Here is a 17751-nt window from a genome sequence, read left to right on the forward strand (position 1 = left end):
CCTCGAATCGATTCGAGGGGTCTATCCTACTCGGCGCGAGGGTCCCGACCGTGTCGTGACACCGCCTGCGCGGCGGGATGCGCGAAGGCCCCGGGCGCAGTGCCCGGGGCCTTCGCGGAAGAAGCTGTGCTTACTTCAGGGTGACGGTCGCGCCGGCCTCTTCGAGAGCGGCCTTCGCCTTGTCGGCGGCGTCCTTGTTGGCGCCCTCCAGGACGGCCTTGGGGGCACCGTCGACGACGGCCTTCGCGTCGCCGAGGCCGAGCGAGGTGAGCTCGCGGACGACCTTGATGACCTGGATCTTCTTGTCGCCGACCGACTCGAGGATGACGTCGAACGAGTCCTTCTCCTCGGCCTCTTCGGCGGGGGCGCCACCGGCGGGGGCGCCGGCAGCGGCGACCGCGACCGGAGCGGCGGCGGTGACGTCGAACGTCTCCTCGAACGCCTTGACGAACTCGCTGAGCTCGATGAGCGTGAGCTCCTTGAAGGCGTCGAGCAGCTCCTCAGTGCTGAGCTTTGCCATGATGATTCTCCTTGATTGGGGTTGTGCTACGCCGGGGCCCGATCTCAGGCCGCGGACTCCTGCTTCTCGCGCAGCGCGTCGACCGTGCGAACGGCCTTCGACGGAAGCGCAGTGAAGACGAACGCCGCCTTGGTCATCGTGGCCTTCATCGCACCGGCGAGCTTCGCCAGCAGGACTTCACGGCTCTCGAGATCGGCGAGCTTGTTCACCTCGTCGGGCGACAAGGGGGCACCGTCGAAGTAGCCGCCCTTGATCACCAGAAGAGGGTGTGCCTTGGCGAAGGCGCGCAGACCCTTCGCGACGGTGACCGGGTCACCGTGCACGAAGGCGATGGCCGACGGGCCCTTGAGCTCGTCATCCAGCGCCGAGATCCCCGCCTTGTTGGCGGCGATCTTGGTCAGCGTGTTCTTCACCACGGCGTACTCCGCGTCCTGACGGATGCTGTTGCGGAGCTCCTTGAGCTCGGCAACCGTCAGACCGCGGTACTCAGTGAGCAGAACGGCAGTCGAGTCAGCGAAGTTCTTCGTGAGCTCGGCGACCGCCTGGTCCTTCTGCGCCATGGCCACTCCTTGTCTGTGTTCCACGTCCCGCGATGGCGGGTCGTGGCGTCGGATCCCCGGCCGCACGCAAACAAAAACGCTCCGGCGCAAGCGCACGGAGCGAGAGAATCGTTCGGTGTCACCTGCGCGGGCCCCTGCTGTGCAGTGCTTCGATCCGTGCGCTTGCGCGTGCGGATGACCGGCGGTCTTCGGCATCCATGAGTCTACGGGATGCCGCGGGCCCGGCAAAATCGCGGAGTCCGCCGCCGTGCGGCGTGCCCGCCGCAGTAGATCGCTGTTGACACGCCGAGACCCGTGCCAGGCTGCCGGCGCGGCGGGCACGATCTCCGACGCTCGGCACATCCAGAAGAGGCCGCGGCGTCGTAGCGAGCGTCAGCCGGCCTCGATGCCGAGCTCGCGCGCGGCGCGGGAGATCTCCGCGGCGAGGTCGGCATCCTTCCGAGTGAGCCCACCGGCGTCGTGCGAGACGAGGTGCACGCGCACGCGCGGGTACGTGACCTCCACGTCGGGGTGGTGGTTCATCCCCTCCGCGAGCGCCGCGATCGACGCGAAAAGCCGCGCGCCGGTCGCGAAGTCGCCGGTGCGGAACTGCACCGCGGCGCCGTCGCCGTCGGGCTGCCAATCCGCCACATCACCCGACGCGCGGAACTGATCGAAGCTGATGGTGTCCATGTGCTCGACCATGCCACGATCCGGCCCGCGCGCAACCCCTCCCCGCGACCGCGTGGCAGGTGGGCGGCGCCCCTCGCCGGGGCTACCCTCGAGGGGTGACCCCCGATCTGGCCGAGCGCATCGTCGCGGACTCCCGCGACCGGGTCGCCTGGCTGCGTGCGCGATCGCGCGGGATCACCGCGACGGATGTCGCCGCCCTCACCAGCGAACGCGCCATCTCGCGCGCGGCGCTGACCAAGCTGCGCGGCAGCGGGTTCACCGGCAACGCATATACCGACCATGGCCGCCGCCGCGAGCCCGCGATCGCCGCCTGGATCGCCGCGACCCATGGCATCCAGCCCTCCAGCGCGCTGTTCCGCGCGGTCGTCGAGCCGCGGCACCTTGCGACGCCCGATGGACTGATGCAGGATGCCGCCGGCCGCATCACGCTCGCGGAGATCAAGACCACGAACAAGTCCTGGCGATCGATCCCGCGCTCATACCTGCGGCAGGTGTGGTGGCAGCAGCACGTCATCGGCGCCGAGCGGACCCTCGTCGCATGGGAGCAGCACGACGGATTCGTGCCCGTCGGCGACGAGCCGCGCTGCGCGTGGGTCGACCGCGACGAGGCCGAGATAGCACGGCTCGTCCGACTCGCCACCACGCTGATCGACGAGCTGCACCGACGGACGCATCCGGCGCCGGCTCGCGAGGCATACCGGGCGCTGGCACTCGCCGACTGAGCGGAACAGTTGACACTGATCAACCGTTCGCTATATCGTTGACACTTCTCAACGGTTGACTCAGCTCAACCGATCGCGCGCGTCGCGAGTGCCCCATTCCCTCTGAAAGAGCCGCATGTCGATCACCCCCTCCCCGGCCATGACCCACCGACAGGTGCTGGAAGCCCTGTCCGGCCTGATCCTGGGCATGTTCGTGTCGATGCTCGCCTCGACCGTCGTCTCCAGTTCGCTCCCCGTGATCGTGCACGACCTGAACGGCGACCAGACCGCGTTCACGTGGGTGGTCACCGCCACGCTGCTGACCACGGCCATCTCCACGCCGATCTGGGGCAAGCTGGCCGACCTCGTCGACCGCAAGCTGCTGTTCCAGCTCGCGATCGTCCTGTTCGTGCTGGCGACCGCCGCCGCGGGCTTCTCGCAGAACCCCGGGATGCTCATATCGTTCCGCGCGGTCCAGGGCCTCGGCGCGGGCGGCCTCGCCGCCCTCAGCCAGGTCATCATGGCCGACATCCTCAGCCCACGCGAGCGCGGCAAGTACATGGGGCTGTTCGGCGCCGTGATGGCGGTGTCCACGGTCGGCGGCCCGCTGCTCGGCGGGGTCATCACGGACGCCTGGGGCTGGCGCTGGAACTTCTACGTCGCGCTCCCGGTCGCGATCCTCGCGCTGATCATCGTGCAGAAGACGCTGCACCTGTCCCCCGCCGTGCGCCGCAAGGTCAGCATCGACTACATAGGAATAGTGCTGCTGGCGGCGGCATCCTCGCTGCTGCTGATCTGGGTCTCGATCGCCGGCACCGCCTCCGGGTTCCCGTGGAACAGCTGGCAGACCTACCTCATGGTCGGCGGCGCGATCCTGGCCACGGTCCTTTTCATCGTCGTCGAGCTGCGCTCCGCGGAGCCGCTGGTCCCGCTGTCGCTGTTCCGCAACCGGACGTTCACACTGTCCGTCGTGGCATCGATAGCGACCGGGCTCGCGATGTTCGGTGCCTCCGTGTTCCTCAGCCAGTACATGCAGCTTGCGCGCGGCGCGACACCCACGCAGGCCGGACTCATGACGATCCCGATGATCGCCGGCCTCCTCGTGGCATCCGTCGTCATCGGCATGCTGATCTCGCGGTACGGCCACTGGAAGCCCTACCTCGTGCTGGGCGGGGTGCTCCTGGTCGCCGGCTCCTACACGCTGTCGACGATCCACTACGACACCAACTTCGCCGTCGTCTCGCTGTACATGTTCCTGCTCGGCGCGGGCGTCGGGATGACGATGCAGAACCTCGTCCTGATCGTGCAGAACACGTGCAAGCCCCACGAGCTGGGCGTCGCCAGCTCGGGCGTCACGTTCTTCCGGAGCCTGGGCGGCACGATCGGCGTCTCGGTGATGGGCGCCGCGCTCGCCTCGAAGCTCGTCGCGCTGTTCGTCGACCGGCAGGCGGATGTCGCGAAGGCCATCGCGGGTCTCGGCGACAAGGCGCAGTTCTGGGGCCAGCAGCTGGCCAGCGGCACGATGCCCGAGGTCTCCACAATGCCGCACGCACTGCGCGTCATCGTGGAGGACATCTACGCCCAGGCCATCTCGCACTCGTTCCTGATCGCCGTCCCGTTCGCGGTCGTGAGCCTGGCCGCGATCCTGTTCATCCCGAACACGCCGCTGACCCGGATGACGAACTCGGAGCGGGCACGGGCGAGCGAAGCGGACCTGGCGACGGTGTCTGTGCCGGAGGGCATGGACGTGCTCGCGGCCACCGGCAGCATCCCCGTTCCCGGCGATGCGGGACGGGACGATCGATGAACGCCCGCGTCGCCCCGATCCCGGGGCCGGATGCCGCGGCGCCGGCGGACGGGCGCCGCGAAGCGGTGCGGCAGCTGGAGAGCGCTTTCTCGCTGCTGTTCACCCAACTGCGCCGCGCGTACGCGCAGGCGGCACAGGCGGTGAGCCCGGGGATGCTGCCGGGAACGTTCAAGGTGCTCACCGTGATCGACCACATCGGCCCGGTCAGCGCGTCGACGCTGGCCGAGCGGATGGAGCAGGACAAGGGGCTGATCAGCCGCGCCGTCACCGAGCTCGAGGGTCTCGGGCTCATCGAGCGCACGCCGGACCCCGCCGACGGCCGGATCCGCCTCATCACGCTGTCGCCGTTCGGGCACGAGCGGTACGACGCCGTGCGCTTTCCCTTCGTCGACCGGCTCGAGAGCGCGATGGACGAATGGCCGCTCGCCTCGATCGAACGCCTCACCGGCCTCCTCGAGGCGCTGGCATCCGGGGTCACGCCTGCCGAGTGAGTCGGCCCGCGTCGTCGTGTGACGTCGTGTGACCGGCCGCCGGATTCGGGTTCCGGCACCGGAATAGTGTCGAAAACCGTGACAGACATCGACACGAAGACCCCGCTGCTGGTCCGCACCGCGCAGGACGTGCGCGCGCTGCTGGCCGAGCGCGGCGGGCAGGGCACCCGCACGCGAGCGATCATCCTGCTGGCACTTGGCGGCATCTTCATGGACGCGTACGACTTCTCCTCGATAGCGTTCGGGATCACCGCGATCAAGCAGCAGTTCGGCCTCGACGCTTTCACGACCGGCTTCGTGAACGCGGCGATCATGGTCGGCGCGGTCGTCGGGGCACTTGTGGGCGGCGTGCTGGTCGACCGGTTCGGCCGCTACAAGCTGTTCATGGCCGACATGGTGTTCTTCGTGGTCGCCGCGCTCGGCTGCGCGTTCGCGCCGAACGAGTGGGTGCTCGTAGCGTTCCGCTTCGTGATGGGGATCGGCGTCGGACTCGACCTGCCGGTCGCAATGGCGTTCCTCGCGGAGTTCTCGAAGCTGACCGGCTCCGGCAGCCGCGCGCAGCGGGTGAACGCGTGGTCGCCGGCATGGTACATCGCCACCGGGTTCGGATACCTGGTCGTCCTGGTCGTGTTCCTGCTGCTGCCGTACGAGCAGCACGCCATCCTCTGGCGCGTCGTCGTGGGGTTCGGCGCCGTGCCCGCCCTGATTGTGCTCATCGTGCGCCGCCGCTACCTGGCCGAGTCGCCGCACTGGCTCGCCGAGCAGGGCGATCTGCGCGGCGCGGTCGACGTGATGCGCAGCCACTACGGGCTCGACGTGCAGCTCGCCCCCGGCGCGCAGGCCCCCTCCCGCGCCGCCCGCACCGGGCACTGGCGCAACATCGGCGAGCTGTTCTCGCGCCGCTACCGCCTGCGCACCCTCGCCGCGCTCAGCGTCTCGGTGTTCTCGACGATCGGCTACAACGCCGTCGCGTACGGGACGCCGCTGATCATCTCGCTGCTGTTCCTGCAGAGCGAGATGGTGACGATTGTGTCGGCGCTCGTGATAAACCTCGTGTTCGGCGCGGTGGGCGGCATCGTCAGCGTCACCAGCGTCAACCGCGCCGGTGCACGCCGGCTCACCCTGATCGGCTTCGCCGTGCAGGCGGCATCCCTGTTCGTCCTGGCCGCCGTGGGCGTGCCGAGCGGGGCGCTCGTGATCGTCGCCCTGGCGATGCTCGCCGCGTTCGTCTTCGCGCAGGCGTTCGGGCCGGGCGCCAACCTCATGAGCTACGCCACGCTGTCGTACCCGACCCGGCTGCGCGGGGTCGGCGTCGGGTTCAACCAGGCCGTGCAGCGCAGCTTCTCGATCCTGTCGCTGCTGCTGTTCCCGGTGCTCGCGGCGGCGGTGTCGACGAACGTGTTCTGGATCCTCGCGCTCGCGCCCCTGATCGGCGCGATAGCGATAGCGCTCGTGAAATGGGATCCCACCGGCAAGGACGTGGATCAGGAGGATGCCGCGGCCTGACACGGCTCGAGCACGCGACGGGCCTCGCCCACGATCTCGTCGGCGATCAGCTCCAGCAGCGGCGAGCGCAGGTTCCACTGCTGCCAGTACAGCGGCACGTCGACCGGGCCCCCACCAAGCGGCACGAGCGTGCCGCCGTGCAGGCCCGCCGCCGACTGGAACCGCGGCAGCAGGCCCCATCCCATCCCTAGCTGGACGGCGCGGGCGAAATCGCTCGACGCCGGCACGTAGTGACGCGGCGGCGCGGCATCCACTCCCTGCCGGTGCAGCCATACCGACTGCAGGTCGTCGCGGCGGTCGAAGTCCACGAGCGGCGCGGCCGCCAGCGCGGCGGCGGTGGGGCCTTCCGACAGCCACGTCGCAACGTACTCCGGGGTGGCGACGGCCTCGTAGCGCATGGTCCCCAGCGGCACCACGCGGCAGCCGGCGACCGGCTGCGCCCGCGACGTGACAGCGCCGAGCACCGTGCCGGATTCGAGCAGGCCCGCGGTGAAGTCCTGGTCGTCGCGGTGGAGGTCGAAGACGAGGGGATGATGTCGGCTCACCCGCGCGAGGGGCGCGAGGAACCAGGTGGCGAGCGAGTCGGCGTTCACGGCGAGGGCGACGCTCATCCGCACCGCACCGCGCGCGCCGATCTCGCCGAGCGCATCCTGCTCGAGCAGCGCGAGCTGCCGCGCGTAGCGCACGACGGCGGCGCCGGCATCCGTCGCACGGGCAGGCTTCGCGCGCACGAGGACGACCTGCCCGAGCCGCTCCTCCAGCGCCTTGATCCGCTGGCTGACGGCGGACGGCGTCACGTGCAGCCGGCGGGCCGCAGCATCCAGCGTCCCCTCGTCGACGACGACAGCGAGGGTCTCGGCCAGTTCGAACGGGATGCGCATCGTAAGCAATGCTAATTCTCGGTCAGGATGATGAGTTGGACTTCCGATCCGAGTCCGGCGTAGCGTCGAGGAGTGCTCACCTCCGCTCTCGCCGGGCTCGGCCTCGGCCTGTCGCTGATCGTCGCGATCGGGGCGCAGAACCTCTTCGTGCTGCGCCAGGGGCTGCGCCGCGAGCACGTGCTGGTGGTCGCGGTGATCTGCACCGTGTCGGATGTCGTGCTCATCCTGCTCGGTGTGTCCGGGGTGGGGCTGGCGCTGCAAGCGCTGCCGTGGCTCGTGACGATGGTGCGCTGGGTGGGCGCGGCGTTCCTGCTGGGGTACGGGGTGCTCGCGTTCCGGCGAGCGCTGCGGCCGACGGGCGAAGCGATGCGGATCGCCGAGGGCGAGGTCGCCGGCGGCGAACCCGGTGACACCGCGGTCGCGGTCCGGACCGCGGCGGCGCCGACCGTGCTCGCGTGTCTCGCGCTGACGTGGCTGAACCCGCATGTCTACCTCGATACCGTGTTCCTGCTCGGCTCGGTGGCCAGCACGCACGGTGCCGACCGCTGGTGGTTCGCGCTCGGTGCGGCGCTCGCGAGCACGCTGTGGTTCTTCGCACTGGCATTCGGGGCGCGGCTGCTGGGGCGGTGGCTGTCGACGGCGCGCGCCTGGCGCATCCTGGACGTCGTGATCGGGACGATCATGGTGGTCCTGGCCGCGCACCTGGCGTTCTCCGGCTGATGGGTCGCGGGCGCCGGACCCGCGCGCCACGATGGAGGGCATGCGACGCGTGCACGTGGTGGTCACCGGGGACGTGCAGGGCGTCGGCTACCGGTACACGATGCGGCTCGAGGCGCGCGCCGTCGGCGCCGCGGGCTGGGTCCGCAACCGCCGGGACGGCAGCGTGGAGGCCGAGATCGAGGGCACCGCCGAGCAGGTCGACGCACTGCTGGCGTGGATGGCGCAGGGTCCACCGGGCGCGTCCGTCGCGGACGCCCGTGTCACGGAGCTGCACCCCACCGGGGCCACCGGGTTCGAGGTGCGCCCGACGGGGTGAGCGGGATGCCGCGGCCGTCCCTCACGGGTTCATTGCTATGTACTTCTCCTCGAGGTAGTCGAGGATCCCCTCCGAGCCGCCCTCGCGGCCGATGCCGCTCTCCTTGGTACCGCCGAACGGGGCCGCGGGGTCGCTGAGCACCCCCCGGTTGACGGCCACCATGCCCGTGTCCAGGCGCAACGCGACGCGCAGGGCGTCGTGCTCGGGGCCGAGCACGTACGCGACGAGGCCGAACTCCGTGTCGTTGGCCATCCGCACCGCGTCGTCGACATCGTCGTACGCGACGACGGCGGTCACGGGGCCGAAGATCTCCCGGCGGGTGATCGTCGAGCCGTGCGTGACGCCGTCCAGCAGTGTCGGCGCGTAGAACGCACCCGGAGGAAGAGCCGCACCCCCGACGACCACGCGCGCTCCCTCATCCACCGCGGTGCTCACGAGGGCTGCGACCTTGTCGCGCTCGACCTCGGAGACCAGCGCACCGAGTTGATTCTCGCGTTCCAGTCCTGCCCCGGTGCGTACGGCGGACAGTTCGTCGGCCATGCGGCGCACGAACGCGTCGTGCAGGCTCGCATGGACGTAGAAGCGGTTCGCGGCCGTGCAGGCGGAGCCGCCATTGCGCATCTTCGCCTGGAGGGCGGCGCTCACCGCGTCGTCGAGGTCCGCACCGGGCAGCACTATCACGGGGGCGTTGCCGCCCAGTTCCATCGACGTGTCCACAATCGAGTCCGCGCAGGCGTGCAGCAGTTCCCGACCCACCTCGGTGGACCCCGTGAACGACAGCTTCCGCACGGCGGGGTCGGCGATCATCCCGGCCACGAGCGGGCCGGTGGGAACCGGGGTGACCAGGTTCACCACTCCGGCCGGCGCGCCGACGCGGTCCAGGACGCCGACGATGTAGGCGGCGGTCAGCGGTGTCTCCCGCGCGGGCTTGAGTACGGTGGTGCAGCCGGCGGCCAGCGCCGGGCCGAGCTTGCGCGTGGCCATGGCGGCGGGGAAGTTCCACGGAGTGATCAGCAGGGCCACGCCGATAGCGTGCCGGGAGACGACGATGCGTTTGTCGCCGGCCGGCGAGAGGCGGAAGTCCCCGGGGATCCGCACGGCCTCCTCGGCGAACCACCGCAGGAACTCGGTGGCGTAGTCCGCCTCCGCGAGCGCGTCGGCCCACGCCTTCCCGTTCTCGCGCACGATGATCTCGGCGAGCGTCTCACGCTCCGCGCGCAGCGTGTGGAATGCCCGGTACAGCAGCTCCGAGCGCTCGCGCGGCGATGTCTGCGACCATGCGGGAAACGCCCGCTCCGCGGCGCGCACGGCCGCCTCGCAGTCGCTCGCCGTGGCCGCCGGAAAGCGCGCTATCGTCTCACCGGTCGCGGGGTCCAGCACCGGGAAGTCGCCGGCGTCCCCACCGTCTCGCCATTGGCCGTCGATGAACAGTCGCGCCTGGAGCGCAGAGGATGCCGATGTCATGCGTTGTCTTCCGGTCGTGGGGATGAGGCCGGCGGTGACGCGGCCAACAGGGTGCGGTCCCCGGCCAGCGCGGCGTCCACGATGGCCCCGACGATGGTCTCGTCGGCGGGAACCGGGGCGATGCCGACGAGCCGCCGGGCCTGCAGCGACAGCCGGATGATCCGGTCGCGTTCCGGCGCGATGTCGCCGAGCTCGGCCAGCGAGCGCGGCAGTCCGATCCGCGCGCACAGGTCGGCTATGGCATCCACGGCCGCCTGGGCCCTGCTCTGCACGTCCCCGTCGGACGCGACGCCCAATGCGGAACCGAGACGGGCCAGCCGGTCGGGGATGGCGGGCACGCACGCCTGCAGGACGTAGGGCAGCAGCGTTCCGGTTCCGAGCCCGTGCGGCGTGTGGGTGAGGGCACCCACCGGGTACTGGATCGCATGACTCAGGTGCGTGCCGGCCGAACCGAACGCCATGCCGGCCAGCAGGCTCGCACGGGCCATGTCCTCGCGCGCCTGCCGATCGGCGGGATCCTCCAGCGCCCGGGGCAGTGCGCGGAAGATCAGGGCGGCCGCCTCCAGCGACAGCGTGTCCGTGAGGATGTCGCGGCCGACGAACACGGGCAGATCCGATTGGGCGCCGACATCGAGCGGGGCCGCGGTGAAGGACTCCACAGCGTGCACGAACGCGTCGATGCCGGCATGGGCGGTCACCGACGGCGGGGCGCCGATCGTCAGCTCGGGATCCACGACCGCGATCGCCGGAATGAGGCGGGGACTGGAGATCCCGACCTTGACCTCGCGCGAGCCGTCCGAGACAACGGCGACGGGGGTGACCTCGCTTCCGGTGCCCGCGGTCGTCGGCACCGCGATCAGCGGAACGACGGGGCCGGGCACCTGGTTCTCCCCGTAATAGCGCGAGGCGGGTCCCGGGTGTGAGATCAGGAGGGCCACCAGCTTGGCGGCATCCAGCGCACTCCCGCCGCCCACGCCGACGATCACATCCGGTGCGAATGCCCGGACGCGCTCGGCACAGGCGCTGACCGCATCCACGGGCAGCTCCGGGGGGACGTCCGTCACCACGAGCGTCTGAGCGCCGTGCTCGCCGGTGGTTGCGAGGATCTGCGCGAAAGCATCGGTCTGCGCGAGGAAGGGATCCACGACGAACGCCACGCGCGTTCCGTAGCACGCCGCCAGCGCTGGGACCGCGTGCCGCGTGCCCCAGCCGAAGCGGATCTCTCCGGGAAGCCGGAGGAGTCCGAAACCGCTCATGCGCTGTGCCCCGCTTCCGCTCGGGCGGAATCGGCCGTCTCGGCCAGCTCCGTCACGGCCGTCCACACGTCGTCGATGACGTCGAAACCCGATTGCACCGTCCGTGCTCGCGCTTCGCGCGACCGGTCGCCCGGCACGAATACGCGCCCGCCGTCACGGCCGCTGGCCCGGATGAGGTCCAGATACGCGGCCAGCTCGGGCGAGCCGGCCGGCTGCCCGAACGCCTCGATCCGGATCGCGGCGATGACGTCGCCCTTGGACACCTCGTGTGTGTCGTCGAGCGTGCCGCGCACCTCCGGGCCGTACGCGGTCCCGGTCAACGCGCCCACTATCGCGCCCAGTGTGAGGCCCAGCGCGAATCCCTTCGGGCCCCCGAACGGGGAGATGGCACCCCGCGTCGCGGCGTCTGCATCGATCGTCGACGCCCCGTGCGCGTCGACGGCCCATCCGGACGGCAACGGCATCCCGCGCTCTGCGAAGTCGAGGATCTTGCCCGCCGAGACCGCACCGGTGGACATGTCCAAGATGAGGTCCCCCGCGGGAGAGGGGACGACCGCACCGATCGGGTTGGTGCCCACCAGCGGGCCCACCCCGCCCCACGGGTGCACAAGCCCCTCGGTGGACGAGAATACGAGACCGATGCAGCCGGCCCGGCCGATCCGTTCGACATACGGCGCGAGCATCCCGAGATGATGCGTGCGGTGCAGCGCAGCGACGGCGACGCCGGTGCGCATCGAGCGCTCCAGGAGCTCGTCGATCGCGGAATACGCCACCACCGGACCGAAGCCGAGATTGCCGTCGACGACGAGAGCGGCATCCGCTCTCCACGTGATCTCGGGTCGGGCGTCGGCCCGCAGCAGGCCGGCACGCATTCTGCCGGCAAGCGTCGGGATCCGACGAAGACCATGGGAGGGGTGGCCGCGCAGTTCCGCTTCCACAAGGTGCTCGGCCTGCAGTCTGGCCGGCGACGCGCCCGCCCCCGCGCCGACCAGTGCGGCCGTCGCAGTCTCGACGGCGGTCGCGGCGTACACATGTCGTGTGCGCGTGTCCGAGCCCATGGATCTCCCTTCCGCACCCCGCACCCGCGATCGCCGCGGTGGGGCCCGGCCATTCTGTCCACACGGCGGCGACGGATCGAAGCGGGGGTTCCGGCATGCAGGACGGCGCCGCGCATGCGTACGGCGTCCGCCCATCCGCGTGGGCCATAATGATCGACGACCCGAAAGGATCACGCGCGATGTCCGATCCCGAACAGCGCGAGGGCGAATCCTCGCTGGCACGCGGCCTCAGCCTGCTCGAGCTCTTCTCGCCAGACGAGATCGAGCTGTCGATCAGCGAGATGGCCCGGCGCAGCGGCATGCCCAAGTCGACGACGCACCGTCTGGTCGGCGACCTCTTGCGGTGGGGCGCGCTGGAGAAGGGCCGTGCGGGGGTGCGGCTCGGGGTCCGCCTGTTCGAACTGGGCCATCTCGTCCCCGATCACAGCCGGCTGCGCGAGCTCGCGATCCCGTTTGCCCACTCCCTCGGGGCCATCACCAACCTGACCTCGAACCTGGCCGTGCGCGAGGGCAGCGAGATCATCTACATCGAGAAGATCAACAGCCGGGACCTCCGCGTGCCGCACTCGCGGATCGGGGGCCGCCTGCCAATGCACTGCACCGCCCTCGGCAAGGCGATCCTCTCCTATAGCGGGGCCGCCTTCGTGGACACGGTGCTCGAGGGTCCGCTCACGGCCCTGACATCCAAGACGATCACCGATCCCGACGCCCTCCGCCGCGAACTGGCGGGTGTGCGTCAGTCGCGCGTCGCCTACGACTTCGAAGAGTCGCAGCCAGGGCTGTTCTGCGTGGCTGCCCCGATCTTCGCGCGCACCGGCCGGGTCGTGGGAGCCCTGTCCGTCACCGGGGCGACCTCACGCGATCAGGCGCGCAGCTTCTCCGGGGTCGTCCTCGCCTCCGCGCAGGCGCTCTCCCACGCACTGGGCGCGCCCGGTGCCGGTCGCATCTGACGCGTCCGCGCGCGAACCGATCCCGCACAGCGGGACATGGACTTGGCTCGGGCCTCCCGATCCGGCGACGATGGCAGGATGGCGACACAGCTCATCCAGTCCGTGACGATCCGCAAGCTCCAGTGGGAGGCACGCGGCAGACGTCAGGAGGCGGGGTTCTACCCGACGGCGTATGACGGCGGCGTGACGCCGCAGACCGGCTTCGTGCTGGAGATCCGCACCGACGCCGGCATCGTCGGCGAGTACACGTGGACCACCGGGATCAACGGGCATGCCGCCGATCACATCCGGTCGGTGGCGCCCTGGCTGATCGGGCAGAACGCGCTGGAGCGGGAGAGGATCTGGAACGAGCTGCGCCGGGTTTGGCGCAAGTACGACCAGCTTGGTCTCGGGCCGCTCGACTGTGCACTCTGGGATGCTGCCGGCAAGACGTACGGCGCTCCGCTGTGGGAGCTGCTCGGCGGGTATCGCACGCGGCTTCCCGCCTATGCGTCGACCCTTTTCGGAGACGACGCTGGCATAGGACCGCTCGGCACGCCGGCGAAGTATGCGGAGTTCGCGAAGCACTGCGTCTCGCTCGGATACCGAGCGATCAAGATCCACGGCTGGAACGACGGCGACATCCGCCGCGAGATCGACCTCGTCTTCGCGGTGCGCGAGGCCGTGGGGCCGGATGTCGCGCTCATGCTGGACCCCTCGGGCGCCTATCGGACGTTCGGGGACATCCTCAGTGTGGGCCGGGCGCTCGACGAGGCGCACTTCTACTGGTACGAGGACCCGGGCATGGAAGGCGGCACGTCGGCGTTCGCGTACCGCAAGCTGCGTGAGATGCTGGCGACTCCGTTCCTGCAGGGTGAGCACATCCGCGGGCTGCAGGCGCACATGGACAACGTCCTGGACGGCGGCACCGACTTCATGCGCGCGGACGCGGGCCTGGACGGCGGGGTCACCGGGGTGCTGAAGATCGCCCACGCCGCGGAATCCCTCGGCATCGACGTTGAACTGCATGCGACGAGCCCGGTCCACCGCCATCTGATGTCGTCACTGCGCAACTCCAATCTCTACGAGATGGGTCTGGTGGCGCCGAGCCTCGACGCTATAACGCCCCCGTTCTTCGCCGAGTACGCGGACAGGCTCGACGAGATCGACGCGGACGGCACCGTCGGCGTGCCGGACGGACCCGGCCTGGGCACGCCCCTGGACCAGGAGTGGATCGCCGCGCACGAAGTCGACGTGTTCGTCGCGGACTGAGATTCGTCGCGGACTGAGAGCCGCGCGGTCCGCTCGAGCGGCAGGTTTTCGCTGACGCTGCAGGGATTTCCTGGCGCGTCAGCGAAAACCTGCCGCGTCAGCGAATTCCTGCCGCGTCACGACCGGAATGCTACGCGCGACGCACGCGGGGCCAGGGCGATCCGGTCTCGCCCGGGAACTGCGCGGCCAGGCGCCCCTCGTCCACGCTCACCCCGAGGCCCGGATCGTCGCCGAGTCGCGCGCGGCCGTCGGCCACGGTCACTCCTCCGGATATCACGTCCGTGCGGAACGGGTTGACCGGCGTCGGGTCCGCTTCGAAGAAGTCCTGTGACCCGACGGCGGACATCGCGGTCAGCGTCGCCGCGTGGTTGAGGGCGGTGTGCGAGATGTGCGGCACGAAGCGGATGCCGTGCGCCTGCGCTATGTGCGCGACCCGGACCGCCTCGGTGATCCCGCCGACGCGGCTGACGTCGGGCTGCGCCACCTGGATCGCGCCGGAGGAGATCCAGTCGGCGAACGCATCCGCGCCGAAGATGTTCTCCCCCGCGGCCAGCGGGACGCGCCGCAGCGCGGCCAGTGCACGGTACTGTGCGGGACGGCCGGGGGGATACGGCTCTTCGAGCCACTGTGCACCCGTGTCGGCGAGGACCCCCGCCAGCCGCGTGATGTCGTAGTTGAGCCCCAGGTTCGCATCCGTCATCAGCTGGAAGTCGTCGCCGAGGGCGTCGCGCGCGGCGACCAGTCGTGACGCGTCGGCGGCGAAGCCGTCGCCCACCCGCACCTTCGCGGCCGCGTATCCGCGTGCCGCGAGCGCGCTCAAGTCGTCCACGAGCAGCTGCGGCGTGGAGTACCCGAGCGTGAAGCCGCCCGCGTAGGCGGGCGCATCGGGCCGCGTCCCGCCCAGCAGCCGCCACGACGGGACACCCGAGGACTTGCCGTACGCATCCCACATCGCGATGTCGATGCCGCTGAGGGCGAAGACGAAGCCGCCCATTCCGCTGCCGAGCAGGAAGCGCTCCCGCGTCTCCTCGCGCACGCCCAGCACGTCGTGCGCGGCACGCCCCAGGACGACGTCCTGCATCGTGGTGTTCACGATCTCCGCGACCGCCGACCCCGCATGCCCGTGGAACGCCTCACCGTAGCCGACGGTGCCGTCGGCAAGCTCGACGCGCACGAGCACGAAGTCGCGCCGCAGGATGCTGCCGGTGCCTATCTCCCGCGGGCGGTCACCGAAGCGCCAGGTGTGTACGTGTGCGGTCAGCGCGACGATCTCGGATGTCATGGTCGTCCTCTCACACCGGGACTGCCGGCGGGTGCGCACGGATCGCGTCCTCGTTCACCTCGCAGCCCCACCCCGGGGCCGTCGACAGCACCAGCTCCCCGTTCTCGATCACCGGAGGCGTGACGAGCTCGTCGCGCCATGGCACGCCGTCCACATCCACCTCGAGGATCGAGAAGTTGGACAGCGCTGCCCCGAACTGCGCGCTCATGTGCGTCATGAGATGGCTCATCGGGTTGTGCGGCGACACATTGAGGTCGTATCCCGCGGCCAGGTCGGCGATCCGCTTCGACTCCGGCATCCCGTTCCAGGCGACATCCACCATGACGATGTCCATTGCGCGCCGGTCGAAGAAGCGGCGGTACTCGCGGACGCCGGACAGCGCCTCGCCCGAGACGATCTTAAGTCGCCCGTTGCCGCGTGCGGCCAGCAGCTGCTCGGGGTCATGCGTGTCGGCCTCGAGCCACGTGAGCGGGGTCTGCGCAAGGCGTCGGGCAAGCCGCCCGATGGCCTCGCCCTTCACGCACCAGACGGTGTCCAGGAGGATCTGCACGCCGTCTCCGGCGCCGGCATGGAAGGCGTCGATGAGGTCGACGACGCCCTCGATCGTGCTGTCCTCCAACTCGAGCGACGTCTCCCCCAGCCCGCTCCACAGCGGCAGGTACAGCCGGGCCGCGCCATCCTCGAACAGGATGACGTTCGTCTTCAGCGCACGGAATCCTCGCTCGCGCACCTCGGCGCCCAGATCGCTGATCTCCTCCAGCGACGCGATCGGCGCACGCACGCCGGCCTGCGCCATCCGGATCCGTCCGAGGCCGCAGTGCGACCAGTAGACGGGCAGGCGATCGCGCAGCACGCCGCCCAGGAGTGCGGCCACCGGCACACCCATTGCCTTCGCGCGGATGTCGAGGCTCGCGTTCAGGATGGCGCCGACGGCACGGCGGTTCAGTCCCTCCGCCGCCTCGTGGGTCGCCGAGAAAAGGACGGCCTCGAGGCGGTTCGTGTTCAGGGCGTCCAGGCCCACGACGAGCTTCGCGTAGCGGGCGATGACCTCGGCGCTGCCGCGGGACGAGTAGGCGCCGTCCGTGAACTCGGCCCAGCCCACGATGCCCTCGTCGGTGGTGAGCTTCAGGTACGCCCAGACCCGTGTTCCCGCTGCCGCATGGAGCACGTCGGCGCCGGTGATGCGCACCGGCACGTCAGGCCTGCGCCCTGACGAAGTGGACGTCGCGGGCGCGCACGCCCACCGGCACCGTGGCCCCTTCCGTGACGGGTGTGTCGATGGGGACTTCGGCGCGGACGATACCGGAGGGCAGTCGCAGCGTGACGTCGAGGTGGCGCCCGAGGAACATGAGGCGCTCCACGACGGCATCCCAGCGATTCTCGAGCATGGCCGCGTCGGGACCGACGACGACGTTCTCCGAGCGGAACACCGCCAGGACGTCCGTGCCCTCGCCGCGGTACGGGTCTTCGGTGGTCACCGTGAGGCCGGCCGCCTGTGCGCGGGTCTTTTCGCCGGTGAGGCTCCCCCGGATGAGGTTCGCCCGGCCGATGAACGTCGCGGCGAACTCGGATGCCGGACGCCGGTAGATCTCGCGGGGGACGTCCAGCTGTTCGATCTGCCCGTCGCGCATCAGCACGACGCGGTCGGACATCGACATCGCCTCGGTCTGATCGTGGGTGACGTACACGCTGGTGATGCCGACGGTGCGCTGCAGCTGCAGCAGCTCGACGCGCATCTGCTCGCGCAGGCCGGCATCCAGGTTCGACAGCGGCTCGTCGAACAGGAGGATCTTCGGTCGGGTGACGATGGCGCGGGCGAGGGCGACGCGCTGCTGCTGCCCACCGGAGAGCTCGGTGCCGTAGCGCTTGGCGTACGGGGCAAGGCCGACCAGCTCGAGCACCTCCTCGACGCGAGCGGCGATCTCGGACTTCGAGCTGCCCTTCAATCCGTACCCGACGTTCTTGGCGACCGTCATGTGCGGCCACACCGCGTACGACTGGAACACCATGTTGATGCCGCGCTTCTCGGGCTGAACGTGCTTTCCCGGTCCGGCGACGACGGCGCCATCGATCGCAATCGTGCCGCCCGACGCCGGCTCGAGGCCGGCGATGCAGCGCAGCGTGGTCGTCTTGCCGCATCCGGAAGGGCCCAGGAGCGTCAGGAACTCGCCCGGTTGGATCGCGAACGAGATGCCCTTGACGGCCTCCGTTTCGCCGTACTTGATGCGCAGGTCGGTGACTTCGAGGGCGGCGCCCCGGTTCCTGCGGGTGGACGCGGTCGACGGGTCTGCGGTGGTCTGACTCACGGGTGGATCC

Annotated in this window: 18 protein-coding genes; 8 read left to right on the forward strand and 10 right to left on the reverse strand. The window is 70.2% G+C overall.

Annotated features, from left to right (window positions below; genetic code table 11):
- Nucleotides 1-130 precede the first annotated feature (130 nt).
- The 3 genes from rplL to GH740_RS00220 all read right to left on the reverse strand — a co-directional run bounded on the left by rplL (nucleotide 131) and on the right by GH740_RS00220 (nucleotide 1764).
- Nucleotides 131-520 carry a 50S ribosomal protein L7/L12 gene (gene rplL / locus GH740_RS00210; RefSeq protein ID WP_153744135.1) on the reverse strand — a complete coding sequence of 130 codons (390 nt, stop codon included), beginning with the start codon at nucleotides 518-520 and terminating at the stop codon, nucleotides 131-133.
- Nucleotides 521-564: 44 nt separating this feature from the next.
- Nucleotides 565-1080, reverse strand: coding sequence for a 50S ribosomal protein L10 (rplJ, locus tag GH740_RS00215; protein WP_153744136.1), 516 nt, complete (start codon nucleotides 1078-1080; stop codon nucleotides 565-567).
- A 372-nt stretch (nucleotides 1081-1452) separates the two neighbouring features.
- Nucleotides 1453-1764 carry a 4a-hydroxytetrahydrobiopterin dehydratase gene (locus tag GH740_RS00220; RefSeq protein ID WP_253941143.1) on the reverse strand — a complete coding sequence of 104 codons (312 nt, stop codon included), beginning with the start codon at nucleotides 1762-1764 and terminating at the stop codon, nucleotides 1453-1455.
- An 83-nt stretch (nucleotides 1765-1847) separates the two neighbouring features.
- On the opposite strand from GH740_RS00220, the gene GH740_RS00225 reads away from it, so the two are divergent.
- From GH740_RS00225 to GH740_RS00240, 4 genes are all read left to right on the forward strand, one after another.
- Nucleotides 1848-2474: a YqaJ viral recombinase family protein gene (locus GH740_RS00225; RefSeq protein WP_367640082.1), complete on the forward strand. Its 627-nt coding sequence runs from the start codon at nucleotides 1848-1850 to the stop codon at nucleotides 2472-2474.
- A 115-nt stretch (nucleotides 2475-2589) separates the two neighbouring features.
- Nucleotides 2590-4260, forward strand: coding sequence for an MDR family MFS transporter (locus tag GH740_RS00230; protein WP_253941144.1), 1671 nt, complete (start codon nucleotides 2590-2592; stop codon nucleotides 4258-4260).
- Entirely contained in the window at nucleotides 4257-4751 is a 495-nt protein-coding gene (locus GH740_RS00235; protein WP_153744138.1) for a MarR family winged helix-turn-helix transcriptional regulator, read from the forward strand. The genes GH740_RS00230 and GH740_RS00235 overlap by 4 nt, the downstream gene beginning before the upstream one ends.
- A 78-nt stretch (nucleotides 4752-4829) precedes the next feature.
- Entirely contained in the window at nucleotides 4830-6257 is a 1428-nt protein-coding gene (locus GH740_RS00240) for an MFS transporter (RefSeq protein ID WP_367640085.1), read from the forward strand.
- On the opposite strand, the gene GH740_RS00245 is transcribed toward GH740_RS00240, so the two are convergent.
- Complete coding sequence (locus tag GH740_RS00245; protein WP_153744139.1) at nucleotides 6236-7138, reverse strand: LysR family transcriptional regulator ArgP; 903 nt, start codon at nucleotides 7136-7138, stop codon at nucleotides 6236-6238. The two genes, GH740_RS00240 and GH740_RS00245, sit on opposite strands and share 22 nt — an antisense overlap.
- Nucleotides 7139-7210: 72 nt before the next feature.
- On the opposite strand from GH740_RS00245, the gene GH740_RS00250 reads away from it, so the two are divergent.
- Both GH740_RS00250 and GH740_RS00255 read left to right on the forward strand, forming a co-directional pair.
- A complete protein-coding gene (locus GH740_RS00250) occupies nucleotides 7211-7858 on the forward strand; it encodes a LysE/ArgO family amino acid transporter (RefSeq protein ID WP_367640087.1) in 648 nt (215 codons plus the stop codon).
- 40 nt (nucleotides 7859-7898) lie between these two features.
- On the forward strand, nucleotides 7899-8174 hold the full coding sequence (locus GH740_RS00255) for an acylphosphatase (RefSeq protein WP_153744140.1): 276 nt from the start codon (nucleotides 7899-7901) through the stop codon (nucleotides 8172-8174).
- Between the two features lie 21 nt (nucleotides 8175-8195).
- Here the strand turns inward: GH740_RS00255 and GH740_RS00260 are convergent, their stop codons facing one another.
- The 3 genes from GH740_RS00260 to GH740_RS00270 are packed head-to-tail and all read right to left on the reverse strand — an operon-like array spanning nucleotide 8196 to nucleotide 11952.
- Entirely contained in the window at nucleotides 8196-9638 is a 1443-nt protein-coding gene (locus GH740_RS00260) for an NAD-dependent succinate-semialdehyde dehydrogenase (protein WP_153744141.1), read from the reverse strand.
- Entirely contained in the window at nucleotides 9635-10894 is a 1260-nt protein-coding gene (locus GH740_RS00265; protein WP_153744142.1) for an iron-containing alcohol dehydrogenase, read from the reverse strand. Before GH740_RS00265 ends, GH740_RS00260 begins: the two co-directional genes overlap by 4 nt.
- Nucleotides 10891-11952, reverse strand: a complete 1062-nt coding sequence (locus tag GH740_RS00270) for an Ldh family oxidoreductase (RefSeq protein ID WP_172978222.1) — start codon at nucleotides 11950-11952, stop codon at nucleotides 10891-10893. The genes GH740_RS00265 and GH740_RS00270 overlap by 4 nt, the downstream gene beginning before the upstream one ends.
- Nucleotides 11953-12131: 179 nt before the next feature.
- On the opposite strand from GH740_RS00270, the gene GH740_RS00275 reads away from it, so the two are divergent.
- Together GH740_RS00275 and GH740_RS00280 are read left to right on the forward strand one after the other, a co-directional pair.
- Nucleotides 12132-12902, forward strand: a complete 771-nt coding sequence (locus GH740_RS00275) for an IclR family transcriptional regulator (protein WP_172978223.1) — start codon at nucleotides 12132-12134, stop codon at nucleotides 12900-12902.
- A gap of 78 nt (nucleotides 12903-12980) precedes the next feature.
- Nucleotides 12981-14153, forward strand: a complete 1173-nt coding sequence (locus GH740_RS00280) for an enolase C-terminal domain-like protein (RefSeq protein WP_153744145.1) — start codon at nucleotides 12981-12983, stop codon at nucleotides 14151-14153.
- A gap of 130 nt (nucleotides 14154-14283) precedes the next feature.
- Here the strand turns inward: GH740_RS00280 and GH740_RS00285 are convergent, their stop codons facing one another.
- From GH740_RS00285 to GH740_RS00295, 3 genes are read right to left on the reverse strand one after another with little or no spacing between them, the layout of a single operon-like run.
- Nucleotides 14284-15435: a mandelate racemase/muconate lactonizing enzyme family protein gene (locus GH740_RS00285; RefSeq protein WP_153744146.1), complete on the reverse strand. Its 1152-nt coding sequence runs from the start codon at nucleotides 15433-15435 to the stop codon at nucleotides 14284-14286.
- A gap of 10 nt (nucleotides 15436-15445) precedes the next feature.
- Nucleotides 15446-16630 (reverse strand): mandelate racemase/muconate lactonizing enzyme family protein, encoded by a 1185-nt coding sequence (locus tag GH740_RS00290; RefSeq protein WP_153744147.1) that lies wholly within the window; start codon nucleotides 16628-16630, stop codon nucleotides 15446-15448.
- Nucleotide 16631: 1 nt separating this feature from the next.
- The gene (locus GH740_RS00295; RefSeq protein ID WP_153744148.1) at nucleotides 16632-17741 is read right to left on the reverse strand and encodes an ABC transporter ATP-binding protein; all 1110 of its coding nucleotides are present in this window, start codon (nucleotides 17739-17741) and stop codon (nucleotides 16632-16634) included.
- Between the last annotated feature and the right edge of the window lie 10 nt (nucleotides 17742-17751).

It is taken from the genome of Microbacterium sp. SYP-A9085, from assembly GCF_009649635.1.
Classification (GTDB): Bacteria; Actinomycetota; Actinomycetes; order Actinomycetales; family Microbacteriaceae; genus Microbacterium.